At 66.9% G+C, this 20,184-nt stretch carries 19 protein-coding genes and 1 pseudogene; 8 read left to right on the top strand and 12 right to left on the bottom strand.

Going from position 1 to position 20,184, the window contains the following annotated elements:
* Nucleotides 1-152: 152 nt before the first annotated feature.
* The 8 genes from KZ498_RS17515 to KZ498_RS17480 all read right to left on the bottom strand — a co-directional run bounded on the left by KZ498_RS17515 (nt 153) and on the right by KZ498_RS17480 (nt 7,380).
* On the bottom strand, nt 153-614 hold the full coding sequence (locus KZ498_RS17515; RefSeq protein ID WP_004518194.1) for an NADH-quinone oxidoreductase subunit I: 462 nt from the start codon (nt 612-614) through the stop codon (nt 153-155).
* A 46-nt stretch (nt 615-660) separates the two neighbouring features.
* Nucleotides 661-1,701 (bottom strand): complex I subunit 1 family protein, encoded by a 1,041-nt coding sequence (locus KZ498_RS17510; protein WP_312620466.1) that lies wholly within the window; start codon nt 1,699-1,701, stop codon nt 661-663.
* Nucleotides 1,701-3,383: an NADH-quinone oxidoreductase subunit D gene (locus KZ498_RS17505; protein WP_312620464.1), complete on the bottom strand. Its 1,683-nt coding sequence runs from the start codon at nt 3,381-3,383 to the stop codon at nt 1,701-1,703. The genes KZ498_RS17510 and KZ498_RS17505 overlap by 1 nt, the downstream gene beginning before the upstream one ends.
* Before the next feature lie 6 nt (nt 3,384-3,389).
* Entirely contained in the window at nt 3,390-4,082 is a 693-nt protein-coding gene (locus tag KZ498_RS17500) for an NADH-quinone oxidoreductase subunit B (protein WP_312620462.1), read from the bottom strand.
* Nucleotides 4,075-4,488: an NADH-quinone oxidoreductase subunit A gene (locus tag KZ498_RS17495; protein WP_312620460.1), complete on the bottom strand. Its 414-nt coding sequence runs from the start codon at nt 4,486-4,488 to the stop codon at nt 4,075-4,077. The genes KZ498_RS17500 and KZ498_RS17495 overlap by 8 nt, the downstream gene beginning before the upstream one ends.
* Nucleotides 4,489-4,635: 147 nt before the next feature.
* Nucleotides 4,636-5,286, bottom strand: coding sequence for an AIR carboxylase family protein (locus KZ498_RS17490; protein WP_312620458.1), 651 nt, complete (start codon nt 5,284-5,286; stop codon nt 4,636-4,638).
* Nucleotides 5,287-5,332: 46 nt separating this feature from the next.
* Nucleotides 5,333-5,755: a hypothetical protein gene (locus tag KZ498_RS17485; protein WP_312620456.1), complete on the bottom strand. Its 423-nt coding sequence runs from the start codon at nt 5,753-5,755 to the stop codon at nt 5,333-5,335.
* 2 nt (nt 5,756-5,757) lie between these two features.
* Nucleotides 5,758-7,380, bottom strand: a complete 1,623-nt coding sequence (locus tag KZ498_RS17480) for a solute carrier family 23 protein (protein WP_312620454.1) — start codon at nt 7,378-7,380, stop codon at nt 5,758-5,760.
* Between the two features lie 137 nt (nt 7,381-7,517).
* On the opposite strand from KZ498_RS17480, the gene KZ498_RS17475 reads away from it, so the two are divergent.
* Nucleotides 7,518-8,792, top strand: a complete 1,275-nt coding sequence (locus tag KZ498_RS17475) for a HEAT repeat domain-containing protein (RefSeq protein ID WP_312620452.1) — start codon at nt 7,518-7,520, stop codon at nt 8,790-8,792.
* Between the two features lie 42 nt (nt 8,793-8,834).
* Nucleotides 8,835-10,444: pseudogene (locus KZ498_RS17470) on the top strand (phospholipase D-like domain-containing protein).
* A 26-nt stretch (nt 10,445-10,470) separates the two neighbouring features.
* Here the strand turns inward: KZ498_RS17470 and KZ498_RS17465 are convergent.
* Nucleotides 10,471-12,384: an OB-fold nucleic acid binding domain-containing protein gene (locus KZ498_RS17465; RefSeq protein WP_312620450.1), complete on the bottom strand. Its 1,914-nt coding sequence runs from the start codon at nt 12,382-12,384 to the stop codon at nt 10,471-10,473.
* A gap of 94 nt (nt 12,385-12,478) precedes the next feature.
* Here KZ498_RS17465 and KZ498_RS17460 point away from each other — a divergent pair, with 94 nt between their 5' ends.
* From KZ498_RS17460 to KZ498_RS17450, 3 genes are read left to right on the top strand one after another with little or no spacing between them, the layout of a single operon-like run.
* Nucleotides 12,479-12,976: a Mov34/MPN/PAD-1 family protein gene (locus KZ498_RS17460; RefSeq protein WP_312620448.1), complete on the top strand. Its 498-nt coding sequence runs from the start codon at nt 12,479-12,481 to the stop codon at nt 12,974-12,976.
* Nucleotides 12,973-13,401, top strand: coding sequence for an adenylyltransferase/cytidyltransferase family protein (locus tag KZ498_RS17455; RefSeq protein WP_312620446.1), 429 nt, complete (start codon nt 12,973-12,975; stop codon nt 13,399-13,401). Before KZ498_RS17460 ends, KZ498_RS17455 begins: the two co-directional genes overlap by 4 nt.
* Before the next feature lie 39 nt (nt 13,402-13,440).
* Nucleotides 13,441-14,106 (top strand): cupin domain-containing protein, encoded by a 666-nt coding sequence (locus KZ498_RS17450; protein WP_312620444.1) that lies wholly within the window; start codon nt 13,441-13,443, stop codon nt 14,104-14,106.
* A gap of 12 nt (nt 14,107-14,118) precedes the next feature.
* Here KZ498_RS17450 and KZ498_RS17445 read toward each other — a convergent pair whose 3' ends face one another.
* The 3 genes from KZ498_RS17445 to ribH form a co-directional block, all read right to left on the bottom strand.
* Complete coding sequence (locus KZ498_RS17445; protein ID WP_312620442.1) at nt 14,119-14,547, bottom strand: hypothetical protein; 429 nt, start codon at nt 14,545-14,547, stop codon at nt 14,119-14,121.
* A 206-nt stretch (nt 14,548-14,753) separates the two neighbouring features.
* The gene (locus KZ498_RS17440; RefSeq protein WP_312620440.1) at nt 14,754-15,914 is read right to left on the bottom strand and encodes a pyridoxal phosphate-dependent aminotransferase; all 1,161 of its coding nucleotides are present in this window, start codon (nt 15,912-15,914) and stop codon (nt 14,754-14,756) included.
* A complete protein-coding gene (gene ribH / locus KZ498_RS17435; RefSeq protein ID WP_312620439.1) occupies nt 15,911-16,324 on the bottom strand; it encodes a 6,7-dimethyl-8-ribityllumazine synthase in 414 nt (137 codons plus the stop codon). Before ribH ends, KZ498_RS17440 begins: the two co-directional genes overlap by 4 nt.
* Before the next feature lie 136 nt (nt 16,325-16,460).
* Here ribH and KZ498_RS17430 point away from each other — a divergent pair, with 136 nt between their 5' ends.
* From KZ498_RS17430 to KZ498_RS17420, 3 genes are all read left to right on the top strand, one after another.
* On the top strand, nt 16,461-18,434 hold the full coding sequence (locus KZ498_RS17430; protein ID WP_312620437.1) for a flippase activity-associated protein Agl23: 1,974 nt from the start codon (nt 16,461-16,463) through the stop codon (nt 18,432-18,434).
* 25 nt (nt 18,435-18,459) lie between these two features.
* A complete protein-coding gene (locus KZ498_RS17425) occupies nt 18,460-19,605 on the top strand; it encodes a 5-(carboxyamino)imidazole ribonucleotide synthase (RefSeq protein WP_312620435.1) in 1,146 nt (381 codons plus the stop codon).
* Between the two features lie 208 nt (nt 19,606-19,813).
* Complete coding sequence (locus KZ498_RS17420; RefSeq protein WP_396276143.1) at nt 19,814-20,125, top strand: plastocyanin/azurin family copper-binding protein; 312 nt, start codon at nt 19,814-19,816, stop codon at nt 20,123-20,125.
* Nucleotides 20,126-20,184 lie beyond the last annotated feature (59 nt).

Below are 20,184 nucleotides of genomic sequence, written 5' to 3'. Positions count from 1 at the left end.
CCGTCGCCCCGCCGGTCCACTCGCCCCAATCAGATCTTTCTCTCGCTTGGGTGGCCAGCGGTCACCACTCTCGACAAAACTGGACGAAACGGCCGCGTGCTCGCGGCACTCGCACCCGGAGAAACCGCACGCCGAGGGCGTGGGACGTTCCGCTATTGGTAGTCGACTTCGCCGTCGCCCTCGCCGATCCACGCGCCCCGGTCGGGTTCGCGTGACTCGAGCGGGTCGATGTCCTTGTACCACGGCACGTTCTTGAGTTGTTCCTTGTCGTAGGCGAACTCGTCTTTCGTGTCCGCGGTGAACTCGAAGTTCTGGGTCAGCAGGATGGCGTCGGTCGGACAGACCTCCTCGCACAGCCGGCAGTAGATACACTGCCCGATGTGGAGGTTGTACTGCTCGCCGTTGCGCTGCTCGTCCATCACGATCTGGATCGTGTTGTTCGGGCAGACGTTCTCACACTGCCGACACCAGATACAGCGCTCCTGGCTCCACTTGTGGACGCCGCGGAACCGGGGACTCACCTCGGGGGCGACGTCCGGGTACTCTACCGTGAACGTCTCCCCGTCGAGGGCGTGTTTCATCGTCGTCGCCATTGACTTCAGGATTCCAATCATGACAGGTCACCTCCGGTCGCTCGTGGGTCGGTTCGCGTGGCCGTCATCAGACGGTCACCCCGACGATAACCGCAGTCAGCACCAGGTTCGCCAGCGAGAGCACCAGCATTCCCTTCCAGCCGATCTCGATCAGCTGGTCGATCCGAACGCGGGGCACCGCCGAGCGGGCCCACTGCGTGAACAGGAAGACGCCCCAGATCTTGATGAGGAACCAGACGATGCCCGGAAGGACCGGCCCGGCCGGCCCACCGAGGAACAGCGTGGCGATGATCGCCCCGCCGAGGAAGATGTGGATGAACTCCCCGAGGTAGATGAGGACGAAGTACACTGAGGAGTACTCGGTCTGGTAGCCCGCGACAATCTCGGTCGGCGCTTCCGGGATGTCGAACGGGTTCCGGCCGACCTCCGCGAGGTTCGCGATCATAAAGAGCACGAACGCAAAGGGGTTCACGAACGCGTACCACGAGGGCAGCGGGCCGATCAGCGACTGCTGCTGTGCGGCGACGATCTCGCTCATCTGGAGCGAGCCGGCGAAGATGACCACCGACGCACCCGTCAGGATGAGCGGAATCTCGTAGGCGAGGTTCTGCGCGACGGCACGCAGCCCGCCGAGGAACGAGAACTTGTTGTTCGACGCGTAGCCGGCCATCACGAGACCGATCGACGTGGTCGAGGCCACGGCGAACACGTAGGCCAGCCCGACCTCGGGGTCGGCGAGGTGGATGCCGTTCCCCATCGGAATCACGGCAAAGCCAAGCAACGCGGTACTGGCGATGATCAGCGGCGCGAGGTCCCACGCCGGTCGGTCGACGCCCTCGGGAACGATTAGTTCCTTCGACAGCAGGCGAACGGCGTCGGCCACGATGATGAACAGCCCGTAGGGGCCGATACGGTCGACGGCGATTCGGTCGGTGAACGCGGCCGTAATCTTTCGCTTCGCCCACGGGCCGGCCAGCGCCGTGTTCGTCATCATGAGCGTCCCGATGAGCCCGGCCCCGATGAGACTCATCACGATCATCACGGCCGTGCTGTTGGGGTCAAGCCCCAGCAGGTTCGCGAGCGTTTCCGGTAACGGCGCCGACTGCATTACCGGTCCACCTCCCCGAGTACGATGTCGAGGCTCCCGAGCGAGGCAATCATGTCAGGGATGTATTCACCCTGGGACATCTCCGGCAGCGTCTGCAGGTTCGAGAAGCACGGGCTGCGGATCTTGAACCGGGCCGGCTTGTCCGTCCCGTCCGAGCGGATGTAGATGCCGAGTTCGCCCTTCGCGCCCTCGACGGAGCGGTAGACCTCTTTGTCAGGGTCCGGGCGGAGCGTCCGCGGGACGTTGGCCTGGATCTCGCGGTCGTCCTCCGGCCACTGCTCCAGGAGGTCCACACACTGTTCGATGATGCGGGCCGACTCTTCTACCTCGCGGAGGCGGACGAGGACGCGACTGAAGTTGTCGCCGCCCTGCTCGGTGACGACGTTCCAGTCCAGTTCGTCGTAGTAGCCGTAGGGGTCGTCGCGCCGGATGTCGTAGTCGACGCCGGAACCGCGTGCCACGGGACCGGTCGCGCCGTACTGCTTGACCTGCTCCGGGGAGAGGACGCCGGTGTCGACACACCGCATCTGGAAGATCTCGTTTCCGGTAACGAGGTCGTGAATCTCCTCGAGCTTGTGAGGGAGGTCATCGAGGAAGTCGCGAATCTTCTCGAAGTACTCCTCGCGGGGCTCGGGCAGGTCCCAGGCGACCCCGCCCAGTCGGAGGTAATTGAACATCAGTCGCTGCCCGGTCAGGTCTTCCAGCAGGTTCTGGACGATCTCGCGGTCGCGGATACCGTACTGGAAGACGGCGGTGAAGTCGCCGAACACGTCCAGCGCGAACGTCGCCAGCGCGAGTTCGTGCGAGGCGATCCGGCACATCTCCGCCGACATCGTCCGGATGACCTGTGCGTACTCGGGGACCTCGATGTCCGCGAGGTCCTCGGCTGCGCGCGCGTACGCCCACTCGTTGAGGATACCAGCGGAGATGTAGTCCCACCGGTCGGGGTACGGCATTATCTGGTGGCGGTAGGTGCCCTGCTGGCACATCTGCTCCTCACAGCGGTGCAGGTAGCCGATATCGGGCTCGATGTCGGCGATCTGCTCGCCGTCCAAGACCGTCTCGACGTGGAGCACGCCGTGGGTCGCCGGGTGGTGCGGGCCGATGTTGACGAACATCGTGTCCGGGTCGTCCTCGCTGCGCTTGTCGTCCTGCAGCGGGTTCGCGTGCTCGCGCAGTGAGACGATCTGTGGCTGGTCCTGGTTGTAGTCCTGGCTCAGGGGGTGGCCCTGCCAGGTCTCGGGCAGGAGGATGCGACGCAGGTCCGGGTGGTCGTCGTAGTCGATGCCGACCAGGTCGTAGGCCTCCCGCTCGTGCCAGTCCGCGGTGTCGTAGACGCGGGCGGCCGACTCGTTGTGCGGGTCGTCTTTCGGCGACGGGACGACGATCGACAGCTCCTGTGTCGGGTCGTCGAACTTCCGCAGGTGGTAGATGGATTCGTACCGGTCGTCGTACTCCTGTGCGGTGACACAGGAGCAGTGGTCGAACCCGGCCTCCTCTTTCAGCGTCGAGAGGACTTCCTGGACCTCGTCGGGACGGATGACGAACCCCTCGGCGTTGACGTGCTCCTCGCGGTCGAGGACGTGGCCCCCGAGCAGGTCCGCGAGCGCGTCGTAATCAAGGCCGTCCTCCGTAACGCCGACGTCGAGCGCCGTATCGCGTGATGGTTTCTCTAAACTCATGGCAGGTTAGGGAGAGTCGTTCCAGTTGTACCGCATGACGAGGTCGTCCTCGTCGATCTCGCTGGCGAGTTTGTCCACGAGCTCGTCCTGTTCGAGGTCGCCGAACTGCTCCAGTTCGTAGGGCTTGACCGTCACCGGCGAGGACTCGCCCTCGGCGATGCGCTCCTGCAGCTTGGCGACGCCGTAGATGAGTGCCTCGGGACGGGGCGGACAGCCCGGGACGTGGATGTCGACCGGGATGACCTCCTCTGCGCCCTTGATGACGTTGTACCCCTCCTGGAACGGCCCCCCGGAGATGGTACACGACCCCATCGACACGACGAACTTCGGTTCGGGCATCTGGTCGTAGACGCGTTTCATCCGCGGGGCGAACTTCGAGACGATGGTCCCGGGGACGATGATGACGTCCGCCTGGCGCGGGGACGCGCGTGGCACCCCTGACCCGAAACGGTCGAGGTCGTGTTTGATCGCGTAGGTGTGAATCATCTCGATGCTACAGCAGGCGATTCCGAACTGTAGCATGAACATCGAGGAGCCCCGGACCCAGTTCATGAACTTGTCGAACTTGGTCAGGATGAACGGCGTCGACCCGAACGCCTCGCGTAGCGTCGAGTTGAAGCGGTCGTCGGCCCCGTCACCCATGCGGGCCTCCTGTGTCGATACGTCTTCGACGGCCGGTGGTGTCTGGTCACTACTCATATGTGTCTGCCCCCTTCGTGGCGCGCGGACTGCGCACCCACTGAACTGCGCCGTTACGCCAGGCCCAACCGAGTCCGACGGCGAGAATCCCGATGAATACGACCATCGGTAGCAGTGCCTTGGTCATCCCGACTTCGGCGACAGCGTCGCTGTAGATGACCGTCCACGGGAAGATGAGGATGGTCTCGATGTCGAAGACGACGAACAGCAGCGCGACCATGTAGTACTGGATATTAAACTTGATCTGCCGGCTGCTGCCGGTCGGCACTTCACCGGACTCGTAGGTGGTGCGTTTGCCTTGTTCCGGCACGCTGGGCCGCAAGAGGCTCGAAACTGCCATCATCGTCATTGGGATGGCAACTGCCACGACCGCGAGCGCGCCGATGGCGATCCATGGATTACTCATTCCGGTATCTCCTATCGTCTGCCGGTTAGAAGTACTCGCATATAAGGATTCATTGTTCGGTTTTTCCGCCCTGTAGGTCTTTAAGAGCCGACGCTCTCTCGAACGGCAAGTGGTCCGTAGCCGATGGGTCGTGACGCCCCTCGGTGGTCACTCGTCCCAGTACTCGCGTTTGAATCCGGGGGTCCCGAGTTCGTGGAGGTCGCGCGACGCCTCGCCGACGCCGGTCTGGAGCCCCTCGTGATACGTGACGAGGCGGTCACGGAGGTCATCGTACTGCCGGGCGAGAATCTGTGCCGCGGAGAGCGCGGCGTTGAACGACTTGCCGGCGTCGACAGCGGTCATCGGCGCGCCCTGTGGCATCCCGATGACCGAGTCGACGGACTTCTCCTGCACCGGGACTCCGATGACCGGCAGCGGATAGGCGATGCTGGCTGTCATGTTGGGCAGGTCCGCGGATTTGCCGCCAGCGCCGGCGATAATCACGTCGATGCCCCGGTCCGCGGCCGTCTCCGCGTACGCGTACATCAGGTCCGGGGTCCGATGGGCCGAACAGACGAACGTCTCGAACGTGAAGCGGCTCTCGGGCGCGTCGGTGTAGTCCGTCTGTTCCTCGAACCCGAGTTCGTCGGCCAGCGCCGCGTAGGCCCCCGGCCGCTTGCCCTGCCCGCCGGCCATCGTCGGCAGGTCCGAATCCGACCCCATGACGATGCCGACGTCGGGCGTCAGGTCGTTCGGCCGGTCCATCTCGGCTTCCTCGTGTAACTGGTCGATGAGCGACTGGACGCTGTCTGCGGGCATAGGACCGACTGCGACCGGGAGCGGCGTAAGTGTAGGCGGTTTCCGGTCAGTCGGACAGCGCTCGGTTCAGTTCAGCAAGCAGCGTCCCCGGGTCCTCGGGGTAGCATCTGAGCGGGTCGGCACGACCGGCGACCCGTATCCTGAGCGCGTTCCGCTTGCGGTAGGTGAGCGCGAGGCTGACGGCGCCGGCGACGGCGAAGGCCCCGCCGAGCAGGACGGACTGGTCCAGCGATAGCAGGCCGAACCCGACCAGCGCGGCGCTCATCACCGCCAGGAACCAGTCGACGTCCTGGAGACTCACTTCGACCACGTCGTCGAGGTCGACGACGACCGGACCGTCGCCGCGGTCGACCACCAGGCGGTCAGCACCGAGGACGACGGTCCCGCCGGTCCGGAGCGTGCCGGCGTAGCGCTCGGCCCCGACGGGTGTGTCGGTGTCCACAGTCGCGCCGTCGCTGCCGTCGGCCACGGTCAGTCGTCGCCCACCGCTGGCGGCCGGTCACCGCCGCGTCCGCGGATGCGGTCCAGCGACGAGGCGTACTCGCTGTCGTCCTCCGTGAGCGCGGCCCAGGCAGCGAGCCCGCGCTCCTCGCGGGTCCCCGGCACGGTGTTGTCGAGGACGAAGGCGACGATGCCGCCGACGACCATCCCGGTGCCGCCCATGACAAACAGCGTGGTGGCGACGACGTCGGTCCCGAGTACGCCCCCGAAGACCGGGACAGCCGCCAGGCCCTGCTGGAGCGCCGTTGCACCGCCGACGTCCATCCCCTGCCCGACCTGGCTCATGTACTCGGGCACTGCGAGGCCGGCAAAGATCGCGAAGCCGACGATGAAGACGTTCCGGTTGGCGTCGAGGTCGACGTACTTGAGCTGTGAGAGCCCCACGGCGGCTATCTGTCCGAACATGACGATGTAGAGGCCCCCGATGATCGGCGACGGAATGGTCGCAAACAGCTGGCCCGCCGGACCGAAGTAGCCGACCAGAATCATCACGACGGCGCCGATCTGGACGACGTAGCGGGAGGCGACGCCGGTGATGGCGATTGCGCCGACGTTCTCAGTGTAGGACGTACAGCCGTTGCCGGTCCCCATGATGCCGGCGAACACGTTTCCGACACCCTCCATCCCGATGCCGTCGTTGATACGGCGGCCGCTCGGGGCGCCGCGACCGGCGATACGGGCGACGGAGTGGTAGTCGCCGAAGCTCTCGACGACAGAGGCGAGCATCCCGGCGAACATCCCGACGACGAACCCCGGCGTGAACTGCGGGAGCCCCCACTGGAACGGGTAGACCGGCTGGACCAGCGGTGCGCTCGTGACAGAGCCAAGCGAGACGTGGCTGACCGAGCCCGCGGCGAAGACGCCGGTGACCGAGAGGGCGGCTGCAACAGTCCACGCAAACAGGATACCGAGGAGCACGGGGAACAGCTTGAACGCGCGGTGGCGTCGGTCGAGGTACTGCGAACACGCGACAATCGAGAGCATTGTCAGCCCGAGCAGCCACCAGTTCTGGCCGGTCCCGGGGCTGCCGAAGTTCGGGTTCGATATCTGTGGGACGTTGAAAAGCGCCAGTCCGATGAGCGCGATGACCGGCGCGATGACGACAGGACCGACGTACCGCTTCAGCTTCCCCATGAGGCCGCTGTAGCCGATCACCATCTCGACGATGCCGGCGACGATGACGGCCCCCTGTAACTCGACGAGCATGGTCTGCCAGTCCGCGCCCTGCTGGGCCAGCACGCCGATGATGGCCAGCCCCGGCGCGAGCATGGAGAACGTCCCGCCCTGGACGATCGGGTATCTGTTGCCGAGTGTCGTCTGGGCGAGCGTCGCGACCCCGGAGACGACGAAGAACGTCCCGATGAGTCGGCCGACCTGGTCCGGTGCGGCCTCGAACATCCCCATCGCGCCCGCGAGTCCGAGCGGAATCGCCACGGACGCGCCGATCATGGTCAGATAGTGCTGGACGCCGAGCAGTACCGCTTGCTTCCGCGGTGGCTTGTCGTCGATACCGTACTCGACGAACCCGGCGGTGCTCGGTTCCTCCGGTGTGGTCGCTTTCTGGCCGTCATCCGGCGGTGTCTCGTCAGTCATGCTCGCTATCCATCGCACTGAAACTCCCGATACATATTTGTTGCTCGTTGGCCCAGCGGATGACAGGCCTGTGTCAGCTTCTGGACCCGCGCCTCGAAAGGAAAACGCTCTTGGCCCGCTCCGACACAGTCTTGGACATGAGCAACGGGGACGACGAGGCCGACGCGTCGGACGACGCCGAGGCAGCAGACGAGATAGACGTGACCGCAGAAGAACTGGAATCGCGTCTCACGGAGGCCGGCGACGCGTTAGAGGCCGCGGAGACCGAGGCGGACCTCGACGACGTCGAGTCGTCCCTCGACGACATCGAGAGCGACCTCGAAGCCGCCGACCTGCCGGAACCCGACGAGGACGACGACGATGCCGAGGACCCTCGCGAGGAACTGGAGTCCCAGCTCTCGGACCTCCGGGACAATCTCGAAGCACAGCGCGGCCCCTACGCCGAGGACGTGGTCACCATCGTCTCCGACGCGGCGGACACCGTCACCGACAGCGAGTGGACCGACGACGGCGAGGAGGCGGCCCAGGAGGCCGTCGAGACGTTCCTCGACGAGAGCGCCGAGTTCGTCGACCACGACGCCGACACGGGCGGCGATTTCGTCGCCGCCGGGGACGCGCTGGAGACGGTCGCCGACGCCATCGAGGCCGAGAACCTCGACCCCGACGAAGACACGGAGACTATCGAGGGGCTCCTCGAAGCGGCAGAGACGCTTGAGACGGGGCTCGAGGAGGCTGAAGTCTGGGACGACCTGACTGTACAGGAGCAACTCGACGCCCGCGGGTTCTACGACGTGTTGACCAACGAGAACCGAAAGGACTTCCCGCCGGAGTGGAACGCTGCGAAACTCCACGCCGAGGCGGGGAACTTCGAGCCGATACTGTTCGCCTACGACAAACTCGGATCGGAGTTCTTCGACGGGTACATCGTCGACCTCCTGTACAACCTCGGGAGCGACGCCGAGCCGGCCTTCGACGCGATGCACCAGCGCGCACAGAAACGCGACAAGGGGCCGATCGAGGTGCTGGGGAAAATCGGCGACGAGCGCGCCACCGAGACGCTGCACGACTACATCGACGGCGACGGCGACCCCGCGCTCCAGAAGGTCACGCTGCGCGCGCTGGGCGCTATCGGGAGCGCGGAGTCGGTCCAGCCAGTCGCCAACCGACTCGACGCCGACAGCGAGGAAGTCCGCTCAGTCGCGGCCCGCGCGCTGGGCCTGCTCGGTGACACCCGGGCCATCGAGCCGCTGAGCGACGTACTCAAATCCGACGACAGCGACTCCGTGCGCGCCTCCGCCGCATGGGCACTCCGACAGATCGGGACCGAAACGGCACTCGATGAAGCCGCCCGCTACACGGACGACCGCGCGTATCTCGTCCAGGCCGAAGCCGAGAAGGCCGCAAGCGCCTGAGGCTGGGAACCTTTTTATGCGAACGGGCGGCCAGACGCCCCGATGCGGTCGACCGCCACACTCGTCTGCTGCGTGCTCGTCCTCGCCACGATAGGCCCGCCCGTCGCCATCGGACAGACCGCTTCGGCCGCCACGGCGGCCGACGGTCCCGCGGAACCGTCGATCCACGCGGTGTATCCCGACCCGGTCGCCGCCGGCGACGACGGAGAGTTCGTCGTCCTCAGCGTCCCCGACGGGACCGAAATTGGGGAGTACGCCATCACCGACGGCGACGGTACTGCCGGCATTCCGAACACCACCGCCCGCGGGCGCGTCGTCCTCTCGACGGCACCGAACCGGACACGGGGGATCACCGACTGGCCGGTCGTCGGCCTCGACGGACATCTCGCGCTGGCAAACAGCGGCGAGCGAATCCGGCTGCAGCGCGCCAATCGGACTGTCGACGCCGTCCGGTACACCGACGCCGTCGAGGGGGAACTCGGCGTCGTGAACGGGTCGGTCGTTCGCTGGCGGCCGCTAGGGGCGACGGACCGGCCCGTCGTCAGGGCCGCAGGCGGCGAGGTGGAGGCGTTCGCGCTTCCGGACGCGCCCGCCGCTCCGGTTCAACCGATTCGCAACGCCACCGAGCGGGTGTACCTGGCCGGCTACACGCTCTCCTCTGCCAGAGTCGCCGACGCCCTCATCGCCGCCCAGCGCCGCGGCGCGACTGTCTGCGTCCTGCTCGAGGGCGAGCCCGTCGGGAGCCGAACCGCTGCGGAAGCCAGCACCCTCGACCGGCTGGCCGACGCCGGCGTCTCCGTCCGGGTACTGACGGGCCCGCGTGCCAGATACCGCTACCACCACGCGAAGTACGCCGTCGCGGACCGGCAGGCCGTCGTGCTGACGGAGAACTGGAAGCCCGCGGGCACCGGCGGCAACAGCAGCCGCGGCTGGGGGGTCGTCACGTCACAGCCGCGGGTCGTCGCGGGGCTGAACCGGACGTTCCAATCTGATGCCGGCTGGCAGGACAGCCAGCGGTGGCCAGCGTACCGTCAGGGTCGGCGGTTCGAGCGGGGGGAGCCGGCCACCGGGGAGTATCCCACCCGGTTCCCCGCGGAGTCGGTGTCCGTCCAACGGACGGACCTCCTGGTCACCCCGGACAACGCCCAGGGTGAACTCGTCGCGACGATAGACGGCGCGGACGACTCTATCGACGTCATCCAGCCGACGCTCGGTGACTGGGACAGCCCGCTGCTGCGGGCGCTCCGCCGGGCCGCGGCCCGCGGCGTCGAGGTCCGCCTGCTTCTCAGTGACGCCTGGTACGTTCGCGAGGACAACGAGCAGACGGCACGGCGGTTCCGGGAGTGGGCCGAGCGAACCGACGCGCCGCTGTCGGCGACGGTCGCTACGGGAAAATCCACGCCAAAGGGGCCGTCATCGATGACGAGCGCGTCGTCGTCGGTAGCCTCAACTGGAACGAGCAGGCGGCGACCGCGAACCGCGAGGTCGTGCTGGTGTTGCACGGCAGCGAGGCGGCCGACTACTTCGGCGCTGTCTTCGACGCCGACTGGGAGGGCGGCGGGTTCGACACGCCGGTCGGGGTACTCCTGGCCCTGCTCGGACTCCTCGTGGTCGCCGGGCTCGCCGCTCGTCGGGTCTCGTTCGAGGTCTAGAAGAGGGTATCGCGTGTCTGTCGGCGTTACACTTCTTCGGGCAGCGCCGTCGAACTTCCGAGTTCCTCGTCGATTTCGGCCTCGGCCATCTTCTCGACGAGGGCGTCGATGACCGACTCGCGCCGGCCTTTGACGAACTTGATGGAGCCGACGACGAGGTGGCCGCCGCCGGAGACGCCGCCGCCGTCGACCTCCTCGGTGAGTTCGGTGACCATCCGCGGGATATCCAGACGCACGCCGTCCGAGCGCAGGACCGCGAAGTCCGGCCCGTAACCGATGGTGATGACGGGGTCACCGGTCTCGGCGACCTTCCGGTCGTGAATCTCGCCGGTCGTCTTCCCCGGCGCGGGGTAGGTGAAGCGGTGGGCGTGGTTCTCCACGTCGATCGTGTAGAGGTGTGCCCCGTTGTCGAGGCGCTCGTGGTCGACGTGGCGCATGGCGGCATCGAGCTGGTCTTCCACGTCGCGTTCGGCTCGCTCGGCGAGGAACTCGACGACTTCCCCGTGGCGCTCCCGGTCGTCACAGTCGACGTTCAACACGTCGGTGATCAGCTGTTCGCCGGAGTTGTAGCGCAGCCAGTGGGTCGCGTAGTCCAGCGCTTCGCCGATGTCTCGCAGGTCGCTCTCGTCGTAGCCCTTCTCGCCGGCAAGGGCGATGTAGTCGCGCATCGCCTCGGCCTCCGAGCGGTCCGACAGGCCCGCGACCGCGGGCACGTGTCGGAGGTCCTCGGTGAGGTCGGGGTCGATCATCCGGGCGAGTTCGACACACAGCATGCCCGTGGTGATGCGGTAGTCCTCGTCGTGGAGGTAGGGGTTGACGTGTTGCTCGATGAGCGGCTCGACGGCCTCCGGGTCCGGGTGGTGGTGGTCGACGACGACGACCGGAATGTCGTAGTGTCGGAGGTTGCGGTAGGCCGGCGTGTCCTCCTCGGTCGAGCCGTTGTCGAGCATCAGCAACATCGGGAGCTTCTGGCCGTGGCGGGTGCGGTCCTCCAGCGCGAAGTTGAGGTCACGGGTCACGTCCTCCATCTCGTAGTAGGGAGCCTTGCTCGGGAGGCGTTTGAGGAGGTGCTGGGGCGCGCTGGCGTCCTCGTACTGGGAGGCGATGAACGATTCCAGCGCGACCTGCAGCGGGACACTCGCACAGAGCCCGTCGCCGTCGGCGTGGTGACGCATCCGGATCGGGCGGCCCGAGAGCACCGTCTTTCGGAGCTCGGTCGCGACTTCGCGGAGGTCGTCCCACAGTTTCTCGAAGGCGGGCCACTCGACGAGCGGTTCCACGTCGGCTGGCTCGGCGGCCTCGGCCAGCGCGGCGTCGAGGTCGCTCTCGACGTCGGCGGCTTCCTCGCCGTCGAGTACGGTCAGCGACTCGACCTCGACCTGCAGGCCGTCGTCGCGCTCCTCGGCGCGCCCGGAGACGCGGACGATGTCGTCGATTTCGACATCGGGGTGCGCGCGAACGCCAGCCTCCTCGAAGGCGGCACACGGGACGATACCGGTCTCGTCACGGACCTGGAACACCGTCGGGCCGCCGGTCTGTTTGATCTGGACGACCTGGCCCTCGATGATGACCGTGACACCGGTGGCATCAGCGAGGTCGGCGACGGTGGTCGCGTCGCCGTGGACGACCCGCTGTTCCTCGTAGTCTGCGACCCGTACTTCCTCGAAGCTCAGGTCGCCGTCGGGACGGATTTCGCCGAGTTCGACGATGAGGTCGTCGCCCACGTCGTACTGGCCCAGGAGATTAGAGTCGTGAACGAGGCCGGAGACAGCGTCGGAGAGGTCGACGAACACGCCGTATTCGACGGTGCCGTTGACAGTTGCGTGGTACAGTGCGCCTTCTTCGAGGTCGTCGGACGTACATTGGTCCGCGAGATCGTAGACGATGGTCCCGCCGTCGGGGACCGTAGCACCGTCACCGGTGCCAGTTGGCGAAGACATTTGCCGAACCTTCGGTTCTCCCCCGTTTGTACTCTTCGGAATCCGCGGAGGGGCGAACACAACGCGTAAAAAGCGTCCGACCCGACCCCGTGGTATGGGGTTGTTCCGAACGAGCGGGATACTCGGGATCGCGGAGTCCGCACTCGAGTTCGCGCTCGCAGCCTCCGAGGAGGCCCATCCCAACGAGTACATGGGTTTCCTCCGGGGCGATGACGCCAGCAAGCTCGGGCTCGACGACGACGGCACAGTTCTGACCGACGTACTGGTGATTCCGGGGACGGAGTCGAACCCGGTCAGCGCGACCGTCAAGACGAGCATGGTTCCAAACGACATGCGAGCGGCGGGGTCGATTCACTCGCATCCGAACGGCGTCCTCGAGCCCAGCGACGCCGACCTCGCCACGTTCGGTCGCGGCGACGTCCACATCATCGTCGGCTACCCGTACGGCCGGGACGACTGGAAGGCCTTCGACAGCGACGGCTCCGTGGTCGAACTCCCGGTACTCGACGTCGAGCCCCCGGAGGAGTCCTTCTTCGATTTCGACCAGGCCGACATCGACGCGGAGCTGCGCGAGGAGGAGTTCGATCAGTGACCCGCGTCGTCGCACAGGGAACGTTCGACATCCTGCACCCGGGCCACGTCCACTACCTTGCAGACGCCGCCGACATGGGTGACGAGTTGCACGTCATCGTCGCCCGCTCGGTCAACGTCACCCACAAGGAGCCGCCAGTCATCCCGGACGAGCAACGCCGGGAGATGGTCGGCGCGCTCAAACCGGTCGACGAGGCACACCTCGGGCATCCGGAGGACATCTTCGTCCCCATCGAGCGCATCGAACCCGACATCATCGCCCTGGGCTACGACCAGCACCACGACGACGAGCAACTGGAAGCGGCGCTGTCCGCCCGCGGTATCGACTGTGCGATCCGCCGGGCCAGCCCGCTGGAAACCGAGACGGCCGACCGACTCCTCTCGACCGGCCGGATTATCGACCGGATTATCGACGAGCGCTGCTGAGAAGACAATATTTTCGGGGTTTCGGCCCAACTAGGGGCTATGTCGACCGTCACGACAGGCCGGACGCTGGACGACCACGGCAACCCAGTGGCAGGAACCGGATTCGAACTCGACCCCGACAGCTGGCTCGCCGAGCAGGTGCGGGAGCGGACCGGCCCCATCACGTCACACCCGACGCGGCCCGTGTGGGGCATCCCGCTTGAGAACTCGGACGACACCATTCGGACGCTCAGCGTCTTCGGACCCGGCTACAGCGGGCCGCCCGAGCACTACCACGAGCAGAGTCCCGAGCGCTTCGACGTCGAACGCGGCTCGCTGACGATGACCCTCGATGGCACGGACACCGAGGTGACAGCGGGCGAGACGGCCACCGTCGAGACGGGCGTGACTCACACCTTCGAGAACCACACCGACGAGCGCGCCGTCGTCACAACACATATCGGCTCGCCGGGCCGGCTCCGGCAGGTGCTCCCGACGCTGGGCGGCCTGGCCCACGACAACGACGGCGACCCCGAGAACCCGCTCCAGCAGGCCCTCATCGCGGACCGTCTCGACGGCAACACCGTCTTCACGAGACAGGAACGGCTCGAACCGCTGTCGAACCTGCTCACGCCAGTCGCGGAACTCGCCGGTTATCAGGGAGCCTACGCGAAGTACACGCAGCCCTCCTTCTGGGAGCGCCACGTGGAACAGCCCGACCTGTAGTTCGCCCCGTCATCAGCCCTCGACGGTGACCGTCGCCTCCGAGACGACGCGTTCGTCCGAGGCGTCCGTCCCGGCCTCGACCGCCAGCGCGTACTCGCCGGGGGACGCGTCGTCCGGAACGGCCACGGCCAGGCTACCGGTCACCGAATCGGCGACCGGGTCCCATACCAGTTCCGGCGGATAGGACTCCCGGACTGCGGTGGGCTCCGGCTCGAAGCCTTCGTGTGTCACCTGCCAGGACTCGGGAATCCCGGCCAGTTGCCAGGTCACGACGCCAACCGACGAGGCCTGCACCTCGACCGTCGCCGTCTCGCCGGGCGCGGCGGTCGCGTCTGAGGTTTCGACGGCGAGACCGCTGTCCGAGCCGCCGCCGGGTGCGCTACAACCGGCCAGACAGAGCGTTCCGACCGAGAGGGCGAGCATCGTTCTCCGGGTTCGCATACCGGCTGTTCCAGCGGTCGAGGGAAAACGGTTCGCACGGGAACTGCCCGGGTCTGTCTCCGGAGCCCGTACTGGGACCCGAAGCGCTCGCCAGCCACACACCGGTGACGGTGGTCGTCGTGACGTGGCAAAAATACCGTTCTACCGTCTCGCCGCGGGCGCAGACGGCAGTTCCCGGCTTACCGCAGCCGAGCGCTACTACCGGTCTAGATGAGGTCAGCCTCGGCCAGCCGGTCGACAGCTTCCTGCAGACGCTCCTTGCTGTTGGCATACGAGATGCGGGCGTACCCGGGCGTCCCGAACGCGGTCCCGGGGACGGTGGCGACCTGGGCCTCCGAGATGGCCTCGTCACACCACTCCGTGTCGTCGCCGTCGGGGGCGATTTCGGGCATCATGTAGAACGCGCCCTGTGGCTCGGGGACGTGGACGCCGTGGTCTTCGAACAGGCCCATGAGGAACTCGCGGCGCTCGGCGAAGGCCTGGCGCATCTCCTCGACGGCGTCGTCGGTGTTCGTGATGGCCTCGACGCCTGCGTGCTGGACGAAGTTGACGGCACAGGAGACGGAGTGGGAGTGGACCTTCCCCGCCTGTGAGACCAGCTCTTCCGGGGCCGCGAAGTAGCCAAGCCGCCAGCCGGTCATCGCGTAGGCCTTCGAGAAGCCGTTGAGCGTGATGGTTCGGTCCTCCATGCCCTCGAGCGTGCCCAGCGAGACGGCTTCGACGCCGTCGTAGGTTATCTCCTTGTAGATCTCGTCGGAGATGACCGTGATGTCGTGCTCGACGGCGAGGTCGCGAACGCCCGCCATCGCCTCGCGGGAGTACACTGCGCCGTGGGGGTTGCCCGGCGAGTTGACGACGAGCAGTTGCGTCTCGTCGGAGACGGCGTCGGCGAGGTCGTCGAGCGCGCCCTCCAGCTGGAAGTCGTGGGCTGCGGTGTCGACGCGGGTGAGCGTCCCGCCGGCGAGTTTCGCCATCGCCTCGTAGGACACCCAGGCCGGGTCCAGCAGCGCGACCTCGTCGCCGTCGTCGATGATGGTCTGGAAGACCTCGTACAGCGCCTGCTTGCCGCCCGGCGTGACGATGAGGTTCTCCGGGCCGTACTGGGTGAGGCCGTCGTCGTGGAGCTTGTCGGCGATGGCCGCTTTCAGCTCGGGGATGCCGTTCGAGGAGGTGTAGCCGGTGTGGCCGGCGTCGAGTGCGTCCTTGGCGGCGTCTTTGATGTTCTCCGGCGTGTCGAAGTCGGGTTCGCCGACGCTGAGGTCGACGACGTCTTTCCCCTCGGCCTCGAGCTCTGCGGCCTTGTTGCTGATCGCGAGGGTCGCGCTCGGTTCTACACGTTCGACGCGGGAAGCGAAGTCCATAGTCATTGTTCGAGTTCGGTGGCGAGTTCGATCGCGCTCCGGACGGCCGAGGCGCCTTTGTCGGTTCGGGCCTCGGCTTCGTCCTGGCTCATGCCCGGTCCGATGATGCCCAGCGTGACGGGGGTGTCGCGGTCGAGGGACACGTCGGTCAGTCCCTGTGCGGCGGCGTTGCCGATGACTTGGTCGTGGTCGGTGTCGCCGCTGATGATCGCACCGAGGACGGCCACGGCGTCGACGTCCGACCGGCGCGCCAGCCGGTCGGCTGCCAGCGGCGTGTCGTAGGACCCCGGAACTGCGAGCGAGCCGACAATCTCGGCGCCGCTGTCGGCGGCCGCCTCGCGTGCGCCGCGCTCCATCTCTTCGATGACTGCCCCGTGTTTGTCGTACTGGGCGACGACCAGCCCGAGCTGCACCATACCAGACTCCCGGGGAGGGGCGACTAAAGAACTACCGTTCCGTCCTGCTCCTCCCGGTGCCGTCCACAATCCACCAGATGTACGACATTTTTTGGAAACCAGAAGGATTCTAATGCCCCGTGCGCTTGGTCCGGGTATGGCTGTGCCGCCCCTGCTATCTGCCCTCCACGACATCCGGGACCGGAGCCGGTCCTGGTTCGCGGACGACCCCCGCGCCACCGTGAAGCTCGTCGTTGCCGTGACGCTGCTGGGACTCGCCCTCAGGGTCGCGGCGCTCGGAAGCCGCGTCGCCCACTTCGACGAGGGCCGCGTGGCCTACTGGGCGCTCAATCTCCGCGATTCCGGCTCCTTTGCGTACCGCTACATCATCCACGGCCCGTTCATCCAGCACGTCGACGCCTGGCTGTTCAGCGTCGCCGCGCCGACCGACTTCACGATGCGGCTCCCGGTCGCAATCGTCGGCGGCCTCCTCCCGCTGACGGCGCTGCTCTTCCGGGAACACCTCCGGGACGACGAGACGGTCCTCATGGCCGCCGTTCTCGCGCTCAATCCGATCCTCCTGTACTTCTCGCGGTTCATGCGCAGCGATGTGCTGGTCGCGGCGTTCATGTTCGCCGCCTTCGGCCTGCTCGTCCGGTTCGTCGACACCCGCAAGCCGCGCTACCTCTACGGCGTCGCTGCGTTCATGGCGCTGGGGTTCGCCTCGAAGGAGAACGCCATCGTCTACGTGCTGACGTGGCTCGGCGCGACCGGCCTCCTGTTGGCGAAGGTGCTGGTCCTCCCCAACGGCTACCGTGACGCCGCTGGCTTCCTCCGGAGCGTCCCGAGTGCCGGCGAAATCTGGGGGCGACTGTCGGGCCGTGTCCGAGCGGACGTCGGACTCGTCGCCGACGCCGGTCGCTCGTTCCGCGACCGGCACGACAGCGCCGTCTCCGTCCTCGTGGCGTACGCGAGTCACATTGTCCTGGCCGCGCTGGTGTTCGGGCTCGTCTCGCTGTTCTTCTATGCGCCCCGTGGGGCCGGCGTCGCGGGCATCGAATACCCGCCAGCCCCGGTCGCCAGTGGCGACGTGAACTTCTGGTCCGGGGTGACGAACCCGTCGCTGTTCCCGGAACTCATCCAGGTGACCTGGGAGCGGGTCGTTGACCAGTACAGCGAGTGGTTCTCGCCGGCCTCGGAGAAAGCCACGACGACGGAAACTGGCCTCGTCGAGTCTTTCGAGACGTTCTACGAGAGCGTCGACGGCCACTACGAGATACTGCTGAAGGCGCTTGGCTACACCGCGGCGCCACTGCTCCTGTTCTCGGCGTTCGGGTACGCGCTCGACCGGCTCGGAACCGTGGAACCGCGCCACCTCGTCCCGTTCGCGGCCTACGGCGGCTACGTCTCGATTCTGGGCTACCCAATCGGGACCGACATCGGCGCGCCGTGGCTGGCCGTCCACGTCGTCGTCCCGCTGTCGATTCCGGCCGCCGTCGGGCTCGCCGCCGTGATCCGGTGGGGGAGCGAGTCGCTGTCGGCCGATGACGTCACCGGCGCTGCCATCGCCGCCGTGACCGTCCTGCTCGTTACTGCACTCGTCGTGAACACTGCCGCCACGCGGGTGTACACGAACGAGCATCTGGAAGGCAATCCGCTGGTCCAGTACGCCCAGCCCCAGGAGTCGCTCCGGGCGGACCTGGCGGAGATGGACCGCATCGCGACGGCCCACGACAACGGCACCGACGTCGTGATGTACCACGGGGAGAGCGGCGACGCCTACGACGGCGACGACGCCTACGTCAAGGAGAACCGCGACCAGTGGAACGACTCGTGGTGGAACACCAGACCGACCTGTCTGCAGTGGCACAACTCGCTGCCGCTGCCGTGGTACTACGCGGCCGACGACGTGACCGTCTCTTGTGAGAACCGGTCTACTGCGCTCGCCGAACGGGCCCAGGACGAGCAGCCGCCGATAATCCTCACCCAGCAGATAGACAGCACGGTCCCCGCAGAGCGGCTGGAAGCCGCCGGGTACGAGCCCCGAACCCATCGAATGCGGACGAAGTACAGCTCGAACGACATGACTGTGTGGGTCCACGAGTCACACGGCCGAGAAACGAACGCTTAACCCTTCTGCTGTGAAAGCGCGCGGTATGACGCTCACGTCACCAGGACCCACTGTCGGAGTGGTCGGCGGTGGCCAGCTCGGCCGGATGCTGGGCGAGGCGGCCGCGCCGCTTGGCCTCGAACTGCTCGTGACCGACCCGACGCCGGACTGTCCGGCGGCACCGGTCGTCCGCGACCAGCTCGTCGGCGACTTCGACGAGGAGGCGACCCTGCGGGAGCTCGCCGAACGCGCCGACTACCTCACCTTCGAGATCGAACTGGCCGACCCGGACGTTCTCGAACGGGTCGCCGAGGAGACGGGGACGCCGGTCCATCCAGCCCCCGAGACGCTCCGGACCATCCAGGACAAACTCGGCCAGAAGCGCCGGCTGGCCGAGGCCGGCGTCCCGGTGCCGGCGTTCCGCGCCGTCGACACCGCCGCGGACCTCCGCGAGGCCTGCGCGGAACTGGGCTACCCCGCGATGCTCAAGGCCCGGACAGGCGGTTACGACGGCCGCGGGAACATCCGCGTCGAGGGCCCGGAAGACGTCGAGGACGCTATCGACGCCATCGCCGGCCCCGCGATGGTCGAGGAGATGGTCGACTTCGAGCGCGAACTCGCGGTCATGGGCTGTCGCGGTGCGGACGAGCGGGACACGTTCCCGGTCACCGAGACCATCCACCGCGAGGAGATACTCCGTGAGTCGGTCGCGCCGGCACGGGCGTCGGCGGCCGTCCGCCAGCGCGCACGAGAAGTGGCCCACGACGTGCTGGACGTGATGGACGGCCGCGGCGTGTTCGGCATCGAACTGTTCGAGACGACTGACGGCGAGATTCTGCTCAACGAGATCGCGCCGCGACCGCACAACTCCGGGCACTGGACCATCGAGGGGTGTCACACCTCGCAGTTCGAGCAACACCTGCGGGCCGTCACCGGCAGACCCCTGGGGTCGACCGACCAGCGGTTCCCCACTGTCTCGACGAACATCCTCGGAGACGTGGCCGAACGCCAGCCGGCAGCATTGCAGGGCGAAGACGGCGTGTTTGCGACGCCGCGGGCACACCTGCACTGGTACGGCAAGCGCGAGGTGTACGACCTCCGGAAGATGGGCCACGTGACGCTGACCGCTGACGACCGCGACGGCCTGCTCGCCGACGCGCGCGACCTCCGGGACGGTCTGACCTTCGAGTGACCGCGACGGACTGACCGCCGGGTCCATCGTGGTCCGGAACCGAGCGGTCTTTGTCCGTGCGGTCCCGAGTCGCGGTATGGAGCGACGGGATTTCCTCCGTGCGGCCGGCCCGGCGGCGGTCGCAGGGCTCGCTGGCTGCCTCGCCGGTGGGAGCGCTGACACCGACTACGACGTGGGCATGTCCGCGAAGGCGTTTCGCCCGGTTCGCATCGCCGTCGAGCCGGGGACGACCGTCCGGTGGCTCAACACGAGCAAACAGGGCCACTCGGTCACGGCCTACGGGGACGAACTCCCCGACGGTGCCGAGTACTTCGCCTCCGGCGGCTACGACACCGAACAGGAAGCCCGCGACAACTGGGGGAGTTCCTCCGGCGGGACGATGTTCGAAGGTGACGATTTCACCCATACCTTCGATACCCTCGGCGAGCATCCCTACTTCTGTATTCCACACGAACGGGCCGGGATGGTCGGGACCGTCGTCGTGACCGAAAACCCGGAAGCAGTGACGAGCGGCGAGTAGCGTCGCCGTCTGGCTCTCCGGTCGCGCTGCTAACGGTCTCTCACTGAATCGGAAAATCG

This window comes from Haloarcula sp. 1CSR25-25 (genome assembly GCF_032027985.1).
GTDB lineage: Archaea > Halobacteriota > Halobacteria > Halobacteriales > Haloarculaceae > Haloarcula.
The sequence above is the reverse complement of the archived record's forward strand: the minus strand, read 5'-3'. Positions and strand labels throughout refer to the sequence as shown.

Coding starts and splice junctions, on each gene's coding strand:
- KZ498_RS17490 (WP_312620458.1), bottom strand. CDS start 5,286: ATGCCCGCAGACAGCGTCCAGTCGCTCATCGACCAGTTACACGAGGAA.
- KZ498_RS17510 (WP_312620466.1), bottom strand. CDS start 1,701: ATGCAGTCGGCGCCGTTACCGGAAACGCTCGCGAACCTGCTGGGGCTT.
- KZ498_RS17425 (WP_312620435.1), top strand. CDS start 18,460: ATGACGCTCACGTCACCAGGACCCACTGTCGGAGTGGTCGGCGGTGGC.
- KZ498_RS17465 (WP_312620450.1), bottom strand. CDS start 12,384: ATGTCTTCGCCAACTGGCACCGGTGACGGTGCTACGGTCCCCGACGGC.
- KZ498_RS17450 (WP_312620444.1), top strand. CDS start 13,441: ATGTCGACCGTCACGACAGGCCGGACGCTGGACGACCACGGCAACCCA.
- KZ498_RS17500 (WP_312620462.1), bottom strand. CDS start 4,082: ATGAGTAGTGACCAGACACCACCGGCCGTCGAAGACGTATCGACACAG.
- KZ498_RS17515 (WP_004518194.1), bottom strand. CDS start 614: ATGATTGGAATCCTGAAGTCAATGGCGACGACGATGAAACACGCCCTC.
- KZ498_RS17460 (WP_312620448.1), top strand. CDS start 12,479: ATGGGGTTGTTCCGAACGAGCGGGATACTCGGGATCGCGGAGTCCGCA.
- KZ498_RS17440 (WP_312620440.1), bottom strand. CDS start 15,914: ATGACTATGGACTTCGCTTCCCGCGTCGAACGTGTAGAACCGAGCGCG.
- KZ498_RS17495 (WP_312620460.1), bottom strand. CDS start 4,488: ATGAGTAATCCATGGATCGCCATCGGCGCGCTCGCGGTCGTGGCAGTT.
- KZ498_RS17505 (WP_312620464.1), bottom strand. CDS start 3,383: ATGAGTTTAGAGAAACCATCACGCGATACGGCGCTCGACGTCGGCGTT.
- KZ498_RS17430 (WP_312620437.1), top strand. CDS start 16,461: ATGGCTGTGCCGCCCCTGCTATCTGCCCTCCACGACATCCGGGACCGG.
- KZ498_RS17445 (WP_312620442.1), bottom strand. CDS start 14,547: ATGCGAACCCGGAGAACGATGCTCGCCCTCTCGGTCGGAACGCTCTGT.
- ribH (WP_312620439.1), bottom strand. CDS start 16,324: ATGGTGCAGCTCGGGCTGGTCGTCGCCCAGTACGACAAACACGGGGCA.
- KZ498_RS17475 (WP_312620452.1), top strand. CDS start 7,518: ATGAGCAACGGGGACGACGAGGCCGACGCGTCGGACGACGCCGAGGCA.
- KZ498_RS17480 (WP_312620454.1), bottom strand. CDS start 7,380: ATGACTGACGAGACACCGCCGGATGACGGCCAGAAAGCGACCACACCG.